13 protein-coding genes are annotated in these 14,923 nt (G+C 40.3%); 8 read left to right on the top strand and 5 right to left on the bottom strand.

Annotated features, from left to right (window positions below):
* Window positions 1–262: 262 nt before the first annotated feature.
* Window positions 263–622 carry a YtxH domain-containing protein gene (locus N1I86_RS04380; protein WP_003353758.1) on the bottom strand — a complete coding sequence of 120 codons (360 nt, stop codon included), beginning with the start codon at window positions 620–622 and terminating at the stop codon, window positions 263–265.
* 195 nt (window positions 623–817) lie between these two features.
* On the opposite strand from N1I86_RS04380, the gene N1I86_RS04375 reads away from it, so the two are divergent.
* Window positions 818–1,006, top strand: a complete 189-nt coding sequence (locus N1I86_RS04375; RefSeq protein WP_003353757.1) for a hypothetical protein — start codon at window positions 818–820, stop codon at window positions 1,004–1,006.
* Between the two features lie 170 nt (window positions 1,007–1,176).
* On the opposite strand, the gene N1I86_RS04370 is transcribed toward N1I86_RS04375, so the two are convergent.
* Together N1I86_RS04370 and N1I86_RS04365 are read right to left on the bottom strand one after the other, a co-directional pair.
* Window positions 1,177–1,695, bottom strand: a complete 519-nt coding sequence (locus N1I86_RS04370; RefSeq protein WP_048622834.1) for a tryptophan transporter — start codon at window positions 1,693–1,695, stop codon at window positions 1,177–1,179.
* 117 nt (window positions 1,696–1,812) lie between these two features.
* A complete protein-coding gene (locus N1I86_RS04365; protein ID WP_003353755.1) occupies window positions 1,813–2,235 on the bottom strand; it encodes an HIT family protein in 423 nt (140 codons plus the stop codon).
* Between the two features lie 1,120 nt (window positions 2,236–3,355).
* Here N1I86_RS04365 and N1I86_RS04360 point away from each other — a divergent pair.
* On the top strand, window positions 3,356–4,093 hold the full coding sequence (locus N1I86_RS04360) for an ABC transporter ATP-binding protein (protein WP_341095143.1): 738 nt from the start codon (window positions 3,356–3,358) through the stop codon (window positions 4,091–4,093).
* Entirely contained in the window at window positions 4,090–5,310 is a 1,221-nt protein-coding gene (locus N1I86_RS04355; protein WP_341095141.1) for an ABC transporter permease, read from the top strand. Before N1I86_RS04360 ends, N1I86_RS04355 begins: the two co-directional genes overlap by 4 nt.
* Window positions 5,311–5,447: 137 nt before the next feature.
* Here N1I86_RS04355 and N1I86_RS04350 read toward each other — a convergent pair whose 3' ends face one another.
* Window positions 5,448–6,839: a hypothetical protein gene (locus N1I86_RS04350; protein ID WP_341095139.1), complete on the bottom strand. Its 1,392-nt coding sequence runs from the start codon at window positions 6,837–6,839 to the stop codon at window positions 5,448–5,450.
* A gap of 255 nt (window positions 6,840–7,094) precedes the next feature.
* Window positions 7,095–7,613, bottom strand: a complete 519-nt coding sequence (locus tag N1I86_RS04345) for an antibiotic biosynthesis monooxygenase family protein (RefSeq protein WP_270583074.1) — start codon at window positions 7,611–7,613, stop codon at window positions 7,095–7,097.
* A 415-nt stretch (window positions 7,614–8,028) separates the two neighbouring features.
* On the opposite strand from N1I86_RS04345, the gene hemE reads away from it, so the two are divergent.
* From hemE to N1I86_RS04320, 5 genes are all read left to right on the top strand, one after another.
* Window positions 8,029–9,066 carry a uroporphyrinogen decarboxylase gene (gene hemE, locus N1I86_RS04340; RefSeq protein ID WP_003353746.1) on the top strand — a complete coding sequence of 346 codons (1,038 nt, stop codon included), beginning with the start codon at window positions 8,029–8,031 and terminating at the stop codon, window positions 9,064–9,066.
* A 69-nt stretch (window positions 9,067–9,135) separates the two neighbouring features.
* Window positions 9,136–10,068, top strand: coding sequence for a ferrochelatase (gene hemH, locus N1I86_RS04335; RefSeq protein WP_003353745.1), 933 nt, complete (start codon window positions 9,136–9,138; stop codon window positions 10,066–10,068).
* Between the two features lie 23 nt (window positions 10,069–10,091).
* Window positions 10,092–11,513, top strand: coding sequence for a protoporphyrinogen oxidase (hemY, locus tag N1I86_RS04330; protein ID WP_341095133.1), 1,422 nt, complete (start codon window positions 10,092–10,094; stop codon window positions 11,511–11,513).
* Window positions 11,514–11,681: 168 nt separating this feature from the next.
* Window positions 11,682–12,254, top strand: a complete 573-nt coding sequence (locus N1I86_RS04325; protein WP_341095131.1) for a TetR/AcrR family transcriptional regulator — start codon at window positions 11,682–11,684, stop codon at window positions 12,252–12,254.
* Between the two features lie 65 nt (window positions 12,255–12,319).
* The gene (locus N1I86_RS04320) at window positions 12,320–14,704 is read left to right on the top strand and encodes a YhgE/Pip domain-containing protein (RefSeq protein WP_341095128.1); all 2,385 of its coding nucleotides are present in this window, start codon (window positions 12,320–12,322) and stop codon (window positions 14,702–14,704) included.
* Window positions 14,705–14,923: the final 219 nt, after the last annotated feature.

The following is a 14,923-nucleotide window of genomic DNA, read 5'->3' as shown; positions in this document are numbered from 1 at the left end:
ATATTATGCCAATAAAATAAAAATTAATAAAGATATAAATTTACTAAATTTTCAAAAAGTGGACAATCCAATAAACAAGATTGTCCACTTTCATAAGTTTCGCATGCTGTTATAAGAAAATACCTTGTTTTCCTGAAAAAACTTATGATGTATTCCGAATGTGGCAGGGCTTACGCTTCACCTGCCATAAGGACGACAAGTGCTAGTCAAAAAGCCCTGTATACTTCACGCTTGGGGAATGGATTCTATGAGGATTTGGGTGTTATCCATTCTTTTTCGTTGTCTCCTCCAGGTTTTGGATCGAAATTTGGACGTTGTGAATTCCTTCTTCAATTGCCTTTTTATTTGGTTGAATGCTTTTTTGCCATAATTCGATGCTTTCTTTTATTTCTTTAGAGATCTGAGGGAAAGCCGTTTTTCCTTCTTGTATAAAATGAGTGACCGCTTGTTTTACCTGTTCGGTATTGCTTATGAATTCCTTCGCTGTTTCTTTCATAAAATCCTTTGTTTTTAACATATTTTTTTTGACGTCTTTTCCAGAAGAAGGAGTGGTAAGGAGCGTTGTAATGGCGCCTGCAACCCCTCCGACTAAAAAGCCCGCCAACCAATTCGATCGTTTCATAATCATTCACCTCTGGCTGATATTTCGTATTTTGAGATTGAAAGTCCCTCATTTCATATCTTCAGTTGCAGTTGAATAGGATAGAATATTCATTAAATTCGAATCCCTTAAGAAGAGTATACAGACTTCTTTTGAAGAAAATCAACATTCTATGTCCGGAAGATCAGTCAGCGGGCTGGTGAAGGAGGAATTTACATGAGAGGGGTTTTGTTCTTTGCGGTTATTCTCGATTTTCTTTTGTTTCTTGGTCTGTGTCGCTCGCTTCTATTATTGTCCAGGCCGGGTATATATCCCCCGAAAAAGATGGTGAAAAAACGTGTCGGCGCACTTGGAGCCGGAACTGTTTTCGTATTTGTGATCATCATTCTCCTTTATGTAACATGAAAAGAATTGGTAAACAGGGGATAAGTGAGGGAAAAACGATGGTGGCTGGAGACTGGATCGAATATGGTTTTTCGGCCATAATACACAAAAATGCCTGGCCGCCTCCGTAGACTTAGAAGCATGACGGAAGGTTAGGAAGTGGCCAGGCATTATTCATTAAATCGATGCTTTTAAGCTTGATGCCCAACGTTTGAGCGTTTCATTATCGATTGGGCAATAGGATAAATAATAAACATGGCAACGGCATTTAAGGCCATAGCAGGCAGAACGACGGTTCCGAATAAAGCGGTAAAAGGTCCGGGCAGACCGACAATCAAATAGGCTGAAGTCAAAAAGACTGTTCCGGAGACAATAGTGCCGACAGCCGTCAATATGGCTGCTCCGAGTGTGTTTTTGCTGTACTTTGCCGTAAGGGCAAGCAATCCGTAAAAAATGAACGCCGTAACCGGTTTATCGATTAGATTCGGAAGGAATCCTCCAGGAAATGCCGTGGTCAATCCGGAAATGACCCCAGTTGCTAAACCAATCAGCAAAACGTTTTTGGCGTTTGAAAATAATAGAATGCCGAGAAACATCATCGTAAGCATCATATCTGGCTTCATACCTAAGAAAAAAGCAGGGATGATTGCATGAAGAACTGCTCCCATACCCACTAAAATGGCTAAACTAACAAGTGTTTTCGTATTCAATTCTCTTCTCTCCTCTGCTAAACTAATCTCTACACTAAAACTCGATTTTAGTGGTTCGAATTCATTTTACCACAAATTCTTTGCTTTGCTCTCAAATAAGAATTCTCGTTTCATTTGCTATTTTATGTGCTGATGAATGGTCGATGCGATGTCTTGAAGTTCGTCGAAAGTATAGTCGTTTTGATGCGATTTCCATACAGCCCCGAATCCATCTCCTTTTCCGTAACGAGGAAGCAAATGGATGTGGAAATGAAAGACTGATTGTCCGGCCGCTTCTCCATTATTGTTTAATAAATTTAGTCCGATCGGTTGATAGGCTTCTTGAATAGCATTCGCTATTTTCGGCACAGCTTGGAAAAGCGATCCAGCAATTTCTGGAGTTAGCTCAAAGAGATTCTTTTTATGTATTTTTGGTATGACCAGTGTATGCCCTTTTGTTACTTGGCTGATATCCAAGAAAGCAAATACATTTTCATCTTCATAAACTTTTGCTGACGGGATTTCTCCGTTCATAATTTTACAAAAAATACAATCACTCATATTCACTCATCCTTTCTTTCATTTCATGATAAATGGCATGTATGCCGCTCTTTGCTGAATGGATCAAATCTTATGGACACACGTCGAGTCAAAAAATCACTGGCTTTTTTGGATTTTTTCGATGAAATGGCATGGATTTGAATGTATTTTATCATAAAAGCAGGGGGATCTAAATAGGGAACCGTGCATTCGAAATGGGAGCCATGAAAAATGCTCCGGTTAGCTTTGGACTGAGGGGATATTTTGCCGCCAATAAAAAGCAGCGCAGTTAGAAAACGATCTTGAATCATGAAAAGAACCTTTTCTTTTAGTGCCAACTCCAAAGCATTTTCTATAAAAGAATGGCTCAAAGCGGAGCGGACCGGAATGTTTTAAACGTAAGATCATGGCTGTTTTATTTTCTGATCTGATAGGGTTCAAATGGATGATTTTTATGTTGAGGACATAAAAGAAGACAGGATGCTTATGCATCCTGTCCCTTGAAGGGGATTGGTCATTGCTGATCTGCAGTGCAAAAGTCGTTTTTCGTGTTCAAGCTAATCATCCCCTTGCTGGAATGTTTCTTGCTTTGACACTGTTTAGATCTAACACAAACCCGTTTTTGGCAAATTCGTGAATGAAGACTTTATGGTCTTTCATACTTATTTGCATTGGAGTTTGTGGATCGTGCGACTTTACTGTCTGCCGTAATCACCTCATTTTATTGAAGGCGAATCAATTGACCATAAGATAGGAAAATGCGGTACTGGTCTTTCACAACCACCCCGTTTTACTATTTGGTTAACCCCTTCGAATATTAGAATGCACAGAAATTTTTTCTTCATACATACAAGTGATGAAATTTTGTCTGAAAAATTGTCAAGAATCATTTATCAAGTCTAAAATAGGTTAGGGTAGACTTGAAATAGCTGTTTTTGCGAAATGTTTGTTAAAATAAGATGAACTTAGAAACAAAATACTGCATGTTTTTGTTAAATGGTTTAATAAGTGTGTCTTCTTTAAAGTGATCTGAATGTCACCATAACGAAATGAATGGAACACAAATTTTCTTCTATTGGAGGAGGATGGAGAGTTTTCAAACGAATTTTTGGGCAATCAAAAACAGAAAGGATGTGGAAGAATGTCGCTATTGAAAGTCGACCAATTGACTGGCGGTTATACAAGAAAGCCTGTGTTAAAAGATGTGTCTTTTACTATTGAAAAAAATGAAATCGTTGGTTTGATTGGTTTAAACGGCGCCGGAAAAAGTACGATTATTAAGCATATTATCGGCTTAATGGAACCGAGGCAAGGAGAGATTACCATCAATGGACTATCTTTGAAAGACAGCCCGGAGCAATATCGCAGACAGTTTTCTTATATACCGGAAATGCCGGTGTTGTATGAAGAATTAACGTTGGAAGAGCATTTGAAAATGACGGCGATGGCTTACGGATTAACAGAACAAGAATACAAAGAGAGGATCGATCCGCTTTTAAAGGAATTTCGAATGCAAAAAAAGCTTCATTGGTTTCCTGCTCATTTTTCCAAAGGAATGAAACAGAAAGTAATGATTATGAGCGCCTTTTTAACGGAACCTCATTTATATATTATTGACGAACCGTTTTTAGGGCTTGATCCGCTCGGAATTCAATCGTTATTGGAGTGGATGGAAAAAATGAAGAAACGAGGGGCGGGCATATTAATGTCCACTCATATTTTAGCAACAGCCGAAAAGTATTGCGATTCGTTTATCATATTACATAACGGGGAAATCCGCGCAAAAGGAACCATTCAGGACTTGCGGGAACAGTTTGGCATGCAGGGAGCTTCTCTCGATGATCTCTATATTCAACTGACAAAGGAAGAAGAAAAATGAAAACTGTTCAGCAATTATGGAAAGAGCGATTAAACGGCTATTTATCCGAGATGCGCAAATATTTGCGCTATATATTCAATGATCATCTGCTATTTGTGCTGATTTTTGGGGTCGGAGCCGGTGTCTACTATTACAGTCAATGGGTAAAAACGTTGGATCCTCATTTTCCAGCCCCGTTTATCATGGCGCTGTTATTGGGGGCTATTCTGGCGTGGTCTCCGATTTACACGTACTTAATGCGAGCGGATATCGTCTTTCTGCTTCCGATGGAGGAACGATTAAAAGGCTATTTTCAAAAAGCCATTGTATCTAGTTTTGTCTTTCAAAGTTATTGGCTGATTTTATTTCTTGCTGCTTTAATGCCCATGTATGTAAAAGTCAAAGGAGTCAGCTATGCATCGTTCTTTTTGTGGCTTGTGATCTTATTCATTTTGAAGTTTTGGAATTTGTTTGTCCGTTGGAATGTGCAGAAGTTTCAAGAGAAAAATATACGTCTTGTTGATCTGATCGTTCGTTTTGTTCTCAATGCAGTTTTTTTATATCCGCTGTTCAGCCGGACAAACTGGCTTCTTTTCGTCATTGGAGCGTTTCTTTTGATCGTTTATGCCGGCGTTATTCAAAACAAGAGCAGGGAGCATATTTTAAAATGGGAAATGCTTGTGGAACTAGAAGAAAAAAGAATGATGGCTTTTTATCGCTTTGCCAACTTGTTTACGACGGTCCCTAATCTGCAAGGAGACGTAAAAAGAAGAAAATGGCTGGACTTTCTGTTTAAAAAGATTCCATATGGCTCCCATCATGTTTATACGTATTTGTTGTCACGTACTTTTGTTCGTGTAAATGAATACATTGGATTGTTTGTTCGCTTGACGCTCATTGGTTTTCTTTTGATCAGTTTTAGCCATTCATTACTATTCAAAGTCATCATGGCGCTCTTGTTTATTTATTTAACAGGATTCCAGCTTTTTCCTCTTATCCGTCACCACGATGAAAAAATTTGGATGATGTTGTATCCTGTTTCGAAAGAAAGAAAAAAAACAGCTTTTATGCTGCTTTTGAGGCAGTGTCTTGGATTGCAGGCCTTTTTGTTTGCGGGGGCGGCGGGTTTTCGTTCATGGTTTGAAAGTGGAATCATACTTGGAGCAGCCGTCTTATTCGTCTTTTTGTTTACCGAAATATACACTCCCCGCAAGCTAGCTAAAATGGAAAACTTGTAAGACCGTTTTCTGGCATCTGGTTTAGATTTTGTAAGTACTTGAAAAAAGGGAATTCATTCGTGATGCAGCAATGTTTTTTCGTGGATACTGCTTCTTAGATGGCGGTCATAGCTTAAGGGCATGCCGTCTGCTGAAAATCATAATAGGAATACTGCGACAATGGTTGTCACCAAGAGGCCGAAGCATACAGGAATTAAATTTCTTCGTGCCAGTTCAAAAGGATCGACATCGCATATGGCCGCAGCAGGAATCAAAGCCCAAGGAATTAAAGTGCCTCCTCCAACCCAAATCGCTGCTACTTGGCCGAGAGCCGTTAATATGGCTGTTCCGCCTGACAGAGAGTGGGAAAAAATTTTAGCGATTGATCCGGCAAGAGAAATGCCGGAGAATCCTGAACCATCTAGGCCGGTAATGGCCCCGATGACGGTCATAGTCACGGCCCCCATTTCTTTCGTCAAGGGGACAAGGGAAGCGAGAGAAGCGCCAAGGTCGTTGACAATGCCATTGGATGTATGAGGAAGGTAGTCGCCGATTATTTTCGAAAAACCGGCATCGCCTAGATAAAAGAAAGCGGCAATGGGAATAACAGGTGAGAATACTTTAAAACCAAATTGGAATCCTTCCATTAAAAATTGGGTGGTTTTTTCTAACCCTTTCCCTTTATAGCTGATCAACGCGATCAGGAAGAGAATAATAATGGCGGTTCCCCCGATAAGTGCTGTTGCGTCTCCGCCTTGTAAGTGATAAAAAAACAGGAAAAATATATCAATGGCAAAAAAGAGTGGTATCAGGATCGCAAATATTTGCTTTGTTCTGAAGGAAAGGGAGGTGTCAATTTTATTCTCTTGACGGTTGGTGGAAACGAGGCTGCTGCTCGAAAGCTTTCCTTTTTTCATATCGATTTTTAGCTGAATGAAAGCCACTAGTGTGGTGGAGATTCCCATAACGGCTACGAGAGGGAGGCTGGCATGAATCACATCTTGGACGGCAATTCCTGCTGCGTCGGCCGTTAATTTAGGAGCTGCCTGAATGACGAAATCGCCGGAAAGGGCGATTCCATGGCCGAATAAATTCATGGCCATTGCCGCGCCGATGGCAGGCAACCCTGCTCGTATCGCAACCGGAACAAGTACAGCTCCTAATAAAGCAACTGCCGGTGTCGGCCAAAAAAACCAGGAAATTAACAACATTAGTAATCCGATGATCCAGAATCCTGTGTCAGGAGAACGGATGAATTTTGTAAATGGAGCAATGATGACTTCGTTGATTCCAGTTTTCATTAAGCTGTTGCTCATGGCGACAATCATGGAAATGATGAGAATGGTCGGCAACAGCTCCGAGATTGCGTATACGAAACTGGTAAATATACTGATGATCGACGCGGTGACTGATCCGGTAGCTGTAAAAGCGATGAAAAAGATGCCGATAATACATAAGATCGTCGTATCTTTGCGGAGAATCATGAAAAGGATCACGAGTGCGATAAAAAGAACGTACACCCAATGAATCAACGTTAAGTCGATTGGCATGTTGTATCTACTCCTTTATTCACAGACTTCGCTAGGCGTTTATCACACTATTTTGTTTCAAAGTATGAATCATCCTTAGAAGTTGTGAATGAAAGGAGCGTCGAATGAAGAAATGATTGAAAGAAAAAAGAAAGACGTTATTTCCTTGAAAATGTGAAATTTTAGCAGCCCGACAGCGTAGTTTAAATAATCACTTTGGTGCTTGATCTAAGACTGTAGTAAAAAGTTTAGTTGTAGCGACCATCACGACGTGGATTACGATTGTTCTTCTTTCGGTATTAAATAGGTTTTGACGTAAGAAGGACGAGGGAAAATGGTGATTTTACTCTTCGTTCCTTTTTCAGTTTCTTGTTTAGAGTGGGCTTTTTCGAACGCTTGGGATTTTTTCCAGTTTTGAAAAGACTGTTCGTCTTTCCAGCAAGTCAATACAATATATGTATCTGATTTCAAAGGGCGAAGGAGTCTAAAGGCTTTATAGCCCGGCATTTTTTCAAGATTGCCCGCTCTGTTTTTGAATCGGTATTCAAAAACAGGGCGGCCTTCATCCGTAACGGGAATATGGTTCATGACAAAAAAGCCGCTTTTTTTGTCTAAAAGGCCAGATGAATCAATCACTTCATACGATCTGGGGGATTGGAATACGGATTTTTTCTCGGTTTCGTGAAGGAGTAAAGCGCTTTCTTCGTTTTCCATAAGGATCATCGTTTCGTGTTCATATTTTTGGAGAATCGTTTGTAAATAATCGAACGTCCCGGTGGTCATGTAAATATTCATCTTTTCACCCCATTTTCTTTTTTGAAAAGGACTTTTGTGAACTGCGCAATTGGAAAGGACATGGAATCCGCCTTTAGTCCATCGTTCTCATTGGCATTTTGCCCATATATCAGAATAAAAGGGCTATCTGCTTTTATGAACTTTCCAATATTTAGTTTAAAATTTCCATACTGTGAGTTCAATGAAACATTATAAACAAAATCGGCGGTTTTATGACATTTCACTCGCTTGCCTATACAATTTACTCAAAAAGCACTATAGTGTAAAGCATGTAATAGATCGTGAGAATGAAGGATCGCCGGTTGCAACGACCTATATTTATTTAAATGTAAAAATGTGATTTCTCTTGAAAATCATTCATAGCTTTTTCATTTTGAATACGACTTTACTCATATGAAAGGTGGAAGATAAATACATGAGAGTGGTAAATGATACTTTAATCAAGGCTGCTAAAGGAGAGCCGACAGACTATGTGCCGGTTTGGTATATGAGGCAAGCAGGCCGTTCGCAGCCTGAGTATCGGGCGTTAAAAGAAAAATATTCATTGTTTGAAATTACACATCAACCGGAATTATGCGCCTATGTGACAAGATTGCCTGTTGAACAATACAATGTGGATGCAGCCATCCTTTATAAAGATATTATGTCGCCTCTGCCGGCGATTGGAGTGAAAGTAGACATTCGATCGGGAGTAGGTCCGGTTATTGACAATCCGATTCGTTCTCTTACGGATGTGGAAAAACTTGGCCAAATCCATCCGGAACAGGATGTGCCATATGTACTGGAAACCATTCGAATTTTAACGAAAGAGCAGCTGACGGTTCCATTGATCGGATTCGCCGGTGCACCTTTTACGTTGGCCAGTTATATGATTGAAGGAGGTCCATCCAAACATTACAACAAAACTAAAGCGTTTATGTATGCGGAACCTGTCGCTTGGCACGCTTTGATGGACAAGCTGGCCGATATGACTATCGCTTATGTTCGGGCGCAGATCAATGCGGGAGTAAGCGCCGTTCAAATCTTTGATTCTTGGGTAGGAGCTGTAAATGAAGAAGATTACCGTGTATACGTGAAGCCAGCTATGCAAAAAATTTTTAGTGAACTAAAAAATGAGCATGTTCCGCTTATCATGTTCGGAGTTGGTGCAACTCATTTAGTAAAAGAATGGAACGACCTTCCTTTAGACGTCATTGGTCTTGATTGGAGAATGGAGATTCGCAAAGCAAGAGAATTGGGAGTGACAAAATCGCTTCAAGGCAATTTAGACCCGGCAGTGCTGCTTGCTCCTTGGAAAGTGATAGAAGAAAAAGTGAAACGGATTTTAGATCAAGGTTTGGAAACACCGGGATTCATTTTCAATCTTGGTCATGGAGTTTTTCCTGAAGTTCAGCCGGATACTTTGAAAAAGCTAACCGAATTTATTCATGATTACAGTTCAAAAAGAGTTTAAAAATAAAAGAAACTTATTTTTTGTAAATTTCCTTTCATTTTGACAAAATAATTAATTGAGGTGGCTCTTATGGAAAGGAAAAAGATAGGATTACTTGTTATGGCATACGGCACTCCAAACAATGAAGAGGATATTGAACGGTATTATACGCATATTCGACATGGAAGAAAACCATCGGAGGATATGCTGGAGGATTTAAGAAGACGTTATAAGGCGATTGGGGGAATTTCCCCGCTTGCAAAAATTACGAATGAACAAGCTGAAAAACTAACGGCTCGATTAAATGAACTTCAAGATCAATTGGAATTTCGATTATATATTGGGTTGAAGCATATCGAACCATTTATTGAAGATGCCGTAAAGCAAATGCATGAAGACGGTATAGAAGAAGCCGTTTCGATTGTACTTGCTCCGCATTTCTCTTCTTTCAGCGTGAAATCGTATAACGAAAGGGCAAAATCGGAGGCAGAAAAGCTTGGCGGACCAAGGATCAGCTCGATTGAAAGTTGGTATCGTGAGCCGAAATTCATCGATTACTGGGTGAATCAAATCAAAAAAGTTTACGAACAAATGCCGGATGAGGAGCGCAAATCTTCTGTCCTGATTTTTTCTGCTCACAGTCTTCCAGAAAAAATATTGCAATTTAACGATCCTTATCCAGAACAACTGAAAGAAACAGCTCAATTGATCGCTGATAAGGTGGGGGTCAAAGATTATGCCATCGGATGGCAAAGTGCCGGAAATACCCCTGAACCATGGCTTGGACCGGATGTCCAAGATTTGACAAGAGATTTGCATCAGAAAAAAGGATATAAAGCGTATGTCTATGTGCCAGTCGGATTTGTTGCCGATCATTTGGAAGTATTATATGACAACGATTATGAATGTAAAGTAGTCACACAAGAGATCGGTGCTTCCTATTATCGGCCGGAAATGCCTAATGCAAAGCCGGAATTTATTGATGCTTTAGCAACGGTTGTTTTAAAACACATAAATAAATAAGAAGTTTTAGAAGAAGGCGATGTATGGTGAGTGAATCAAAAAAAGTGACGGTCATAGGCGGAGGAATTACCGGATTAACAGCCGCTTATTATTTGCAAAAAGCGGCTCAAGAAAAAAAACTTCCATTGGAAGTCACATTAATTGAATCCTCCCCTAGACTCGGAGGAAAAATCCAAACGATCCGCAAAGATGGATTTATAATTGAAAGAGGGCCTGATTCTTATCTGGCTCGAAAAAAAAGTGCAACTAGACTGGCAGAAAATGTGGGGATTGCGGATCAATTGGTCAGCAATGCGACCGGTCAATCTTATGTGCTAGTAAATGAAAGGCTTTATCCCATTCCCGGCGGTTCTGTTATGGGAATTCCAACACAAGTATTCCCTTTTGTTGTAACCGGATTATTCTCTTTTACCGGCAAACTAAGAGCCGCTTTCGATTTTCTTTTGCCTCGTTCCAAACCGCAAAAAGATCAAGCTTTGGGACCATTTCTTAGAAGGAGATTCGGGGATGAAGTGGTGGAAAATTTGGTTGAACCCCTTTTATCCGGAATTTATGCAGGGGATATCGACCAAATGAGTTTAATGGCTACTTTTCCACAATTTTACACAATAGAACAAAAATATCGCAGTTTAATCTTAGGAATGAAAAAAACGACGCCAAACTCCTCCCAAAAGCCAGCGGGCGGGCAAAAAAAAGGCGGATTTCTCACTTTCCGTCACGGATTGGAAATGTTAGTGGAATCTGTAGAAAGTCAGTTGATAAAAAGTTCAGTGTTAAAAGGAACACGTGTGGTGAAAATTGAAAAAGAGGAAGACCAATATCGTTTGCTTTTGCATAACGGTGAAGCACTTCGCACAGATAGCGTAGTTCTTGCCACACCTCATGGAGTTGTTCCGGATATGCTTCCACAATACGATTTCTATTCTCCATTGAAAGATATGAAATCCACTTCGGTCGCAACCATCGCGATGGCTTTCCCCTCGGAAGCGATTGAACAAGACATAGACGGAACAGGATTTGTGGTATCGAGAAACAGCGATTTCACTATTACGGCCTGTACGTGGACTCATAAAAAATGGCCTCACACGACTCCAAAGGGAAAAGTATTGCTGCGCTGCTATGTAGGGCGTGCCGGTGACGAAACGGTAGTGGACTTATCAGATTCGGAACTTGAAAAAATTGTATTGGAAGATTTAAATAAGACGATGAATATTTCCATGAAACCGGATTTCACGATTGTCACCCGTTGGAAAAACGCCATGCCGCAATATGCGGTAGGACATATAGAACGGATGGAAAAGATTAAGCAAAGTACGCAAAAGGAATTGCCGGGTCTTTTTTGGGCAGGAAGCTCGTATGAGGGACTCGGTGTTCCGGATTGCATCGACCAAGGCGAAGAAGCTGTGGAAAAAGTATTGGCTTTTTTAGGGATGAATGGGAAATAGGCCGCTGATTGGCGGTCTATTTTTTTGTCTTTTTGATGGAAAAATTTGGAAAAAAGCAGTATTTTGACGTATCGATATCATTGCAAAGAATGATCAAGTGTGATATAGTATTTTTCGTTGAAACTAAATGACTAAATTATTATTTTGGTCATTTTGCGAGGTGATAAAGTGTCTGTCGATCGAAAAAAGCAGATTCTGGATGCGGCGGCCAAGTCGTTTTCATTATTTGGATACAAGGCCACTACGATGGATCAAGTAGCAAAGCTTGCGAATGTTGGAAAAGGGACTATTTATAATTTTTTTAAAAATAAAGAAGACTTATTTCACGAAATTGTTTCTTCATTAATTGCAGAAATGAAAGAAGCGGCAGAACAATCATTTGATGAAGAAGATTCATTCGTTGAAAAAGTTCATCGTGCTTTGTATCAGGTGCTCGATTTTCGGAGAGAACATCAACTCACCATCAAGCTCTTTCAAGAGGCGAGAGAAATGGGGACACCGGCCGTTTTAGAGGTAATGGATAAAATCGAACGTTCCATTTTAGATTACATCCGAGATAAAATCGAAATGGGAATAAAACACGGAGAAATTAAGAATTGCAATCCTGAAGTGACAGCTTTTGTCATTCTAAAAACGTATATTTCGTTTATTTTTGATTGGGAGAGGGATCATGAACCCCTTGAAAAAGATGAAATCGCTCGATTGTTTGACTTGTATTTTTTTCAAGGACTGTCCAAATAGGAAAATCTTTCTCTTTTTCTCGGTGATGACGAAATGAAAAATGAAAAATTGGGAAGGGGATTGTCGTGAACCGTTTATTGATTGTGGCTGAGTTGAAAGAGATTTTCCGAGATCGAAAAAATTTGTTGATCCCGATTTTTGCCATTTTATTTATCCCAATCCTTTATGCAGGAATTTATTTATGGGCGTTTTGGGACCCCTATGGACATTTGGAACGACTTCCCGTCGTCGTAGTAAATCGCGATAAAGGCGCCGGTTTTTCCGGAGAAAAGCTGCAATTAGGCGACGAAGTAGTAAAAAAATTAAAAAAGAGCGATGATTTTGATTTTCATTTTGACAATAACCGGGAAAGGGCTTATAGAGATTTAAAACATCAAAAATATTATTTATTGGTGGAGATTCCGAAAGATTTTTCAAAAGATGCTACGACTCTGTTAGAAGATCATCCCCAAAAAATGAGTTTGAAATATGTTCCGAATGAAGGTTATAACTTTTTATCGGCGCAAATGGGAAGAACAGCCATGAAAGAAATACGCGCATCGATTCAAAAAAATGTGACAAAAACTTATGCCGATACGATGTTTCGAAAAATTCGCGAGGCTGGAAAAGGGATGGACGAAGCCAGCAAAGGCGCTGGAAAATTGAATAAAGGCGCTGTCCAGCTTGCAGGCGGAGCAAAGCAGATGAAAGGCAATTTGGAGAAACTGGCAGAAAAGTCGTTAGAATTTAATAAAGGCATCCTTTCTGCCGATAAAGGATCGCAAAATCTCGAAAACGGCGCTGAACAATTATCTTCCGCATTGAATCAGCTTGCCTTTGGCCACGACAAACTGTACCAGGGCGCTAAGGATGTCCAAAAGGGAACGGAACAATTAGCCGGAGGAATCGGTCAGTTGTCTCAAGGCTTAAATACGGTTGATGGCAAAATGAGCCAGCTGTTAAATGGAACGAGACAAGCTCAATCGAGTGTTGAGCAATTTTCAGGTCAAATGCCGAAACTGCAAAGCAGCGTTAAGGATTTGGCTGCTGGAGCTGAGCAGTTAAATTCGGGTGTAGACAGCTTCCAGCAACAATTAGTGAGCCAACTAAACAGCGCTTTGGATGATTCTGCTCAAAAACAAGAGCAGGCAACGCAGCAAATGATCGGTCAGTTAAAGCAGACTCTCTTGGCGCAAGGTTTACCGGCTGATCAAGTCAATTCTATTATTCAACAATTTCAACAACAGCTTCCGGATCCAACACAATCGGTCAATCAGCAAAAGCAGAGGATCCAGCAGCAAGTAGCCAGCGGTTTCAGCCAATTAAAATCTGGAAGCAAGGAATTGGCGACTGGTGCTCAATCTCTTAACAGCGCCATCAACAGCCAACTTGCTCCCAATATTCAGAAACTGAATGGTGGGTTAAAACAAATCACTGCCGGCCAAGAAAGCCTTCAATCGGGCATTCATCAGCTGGCGAATGGTTCCAACGAATTAAATGCGGGGAGTCAAAAGCTTTTAGCAGGTGAAAGCCAACTAATCTCTAACATGGGGATTTTTAATGAAAAAATGGGCGAGTCAGCAGCCGGCTCTGCCAAACTGACGAACGGCGCCCATCAATTAAATACAGGCCTTTCTCAGTTGTCATCAGGCTCACAAAAAATCTCTGACGGCACTAAACAATTGGCAGCAGGGGCCGATGCGCTCGCAAAAGGTTCCGGTCAATTAGAAAATGGTACAAAAGAAATGCACGATAAGTTAAGCGACGCTTCCAAACAAGCCAATTCTATGAAAGCGGGAAAAAACCAATCCAATATGATGGCAGAACCTGTAAACGTCAAAGAAAAACCGATTAATAAAGTACCTACCTACGGCACTGGTTTGGCTCCGTATTTTATCTCACTCGGACTTTATGTCGGGGCATTAATGATGACCATTGTTTATCCTGTTCGAACACCTCTTGGCAAACCTAAAAATGGTGTATCCTGGTTTTTTAGCAAATTTGCCATGATGGGGCTTATCGGAGTACTGCAGGCACTGATTACCGCGGCCATACTGCTTCTTGGCTTAAAGTTAAAAGTTCAAAGCGTACCGTTGTTTATTGCTACTACGATTTTAACCAGCTTAGTCTTTATAGCGATCGTTCAAATGTTAGTAACGATTGGTGATAACCCTGGCCGTTATGTTGCTGTTTTAATCTTAATCGGCCAATTAACGACAAGTGCCGGTACTTTCCCGTTGGAGTTAGTTCCAAAATGGTTTCAAATGGTTCACGCCTTTTTGCCGATGACCTATAGCGTCAATGCATTCAAGGCGGTCATTTCAAGCGGAGATTTTGCTTATATGTGGCACAATCATGTTATTCTCTTGTTATTTATGGCGTTATTCATGGCCATTACACTTCTCTTTATGATGATCGTGTTTAAGCGTCAATATGCTGATCATTTGCAAACAGCGGAAGAAGCATCATGATTGAGTGTGTTCATTCCTTGGGCTGTCGGCAATGCCGACAGCCTTTTTTAACGCGATAAAGATTCAGAATTTTTATAGATTTTTCCGAGGAAGAATCAAAATTGGTTTACAATAGAGTGGAAGGACATGTTTTGTCTTTGGTATAGTGAAAGGACTATTGAAGTGTTGGATTTTTTTGCTTTTTATCGAGTGAAAGCACTGCAGCTATCAGAGCAATAT

The sequence above is a fragment of the Bacillus sp. FSL W8-0116 genome (genome assembly GCF_038003825.1).
Classification (GTDB): domain Bacteria; phylum Bacillota; class Bacilli; order Bacillales; family DSM-4216; genus Bacillus_O; species Bacillus_O smithii.
The sequence above is the reverse complement of the archived record's forward strand: the minus strand, read 5'-3'. Positions and strand labels throughout refer to the sequence as shown.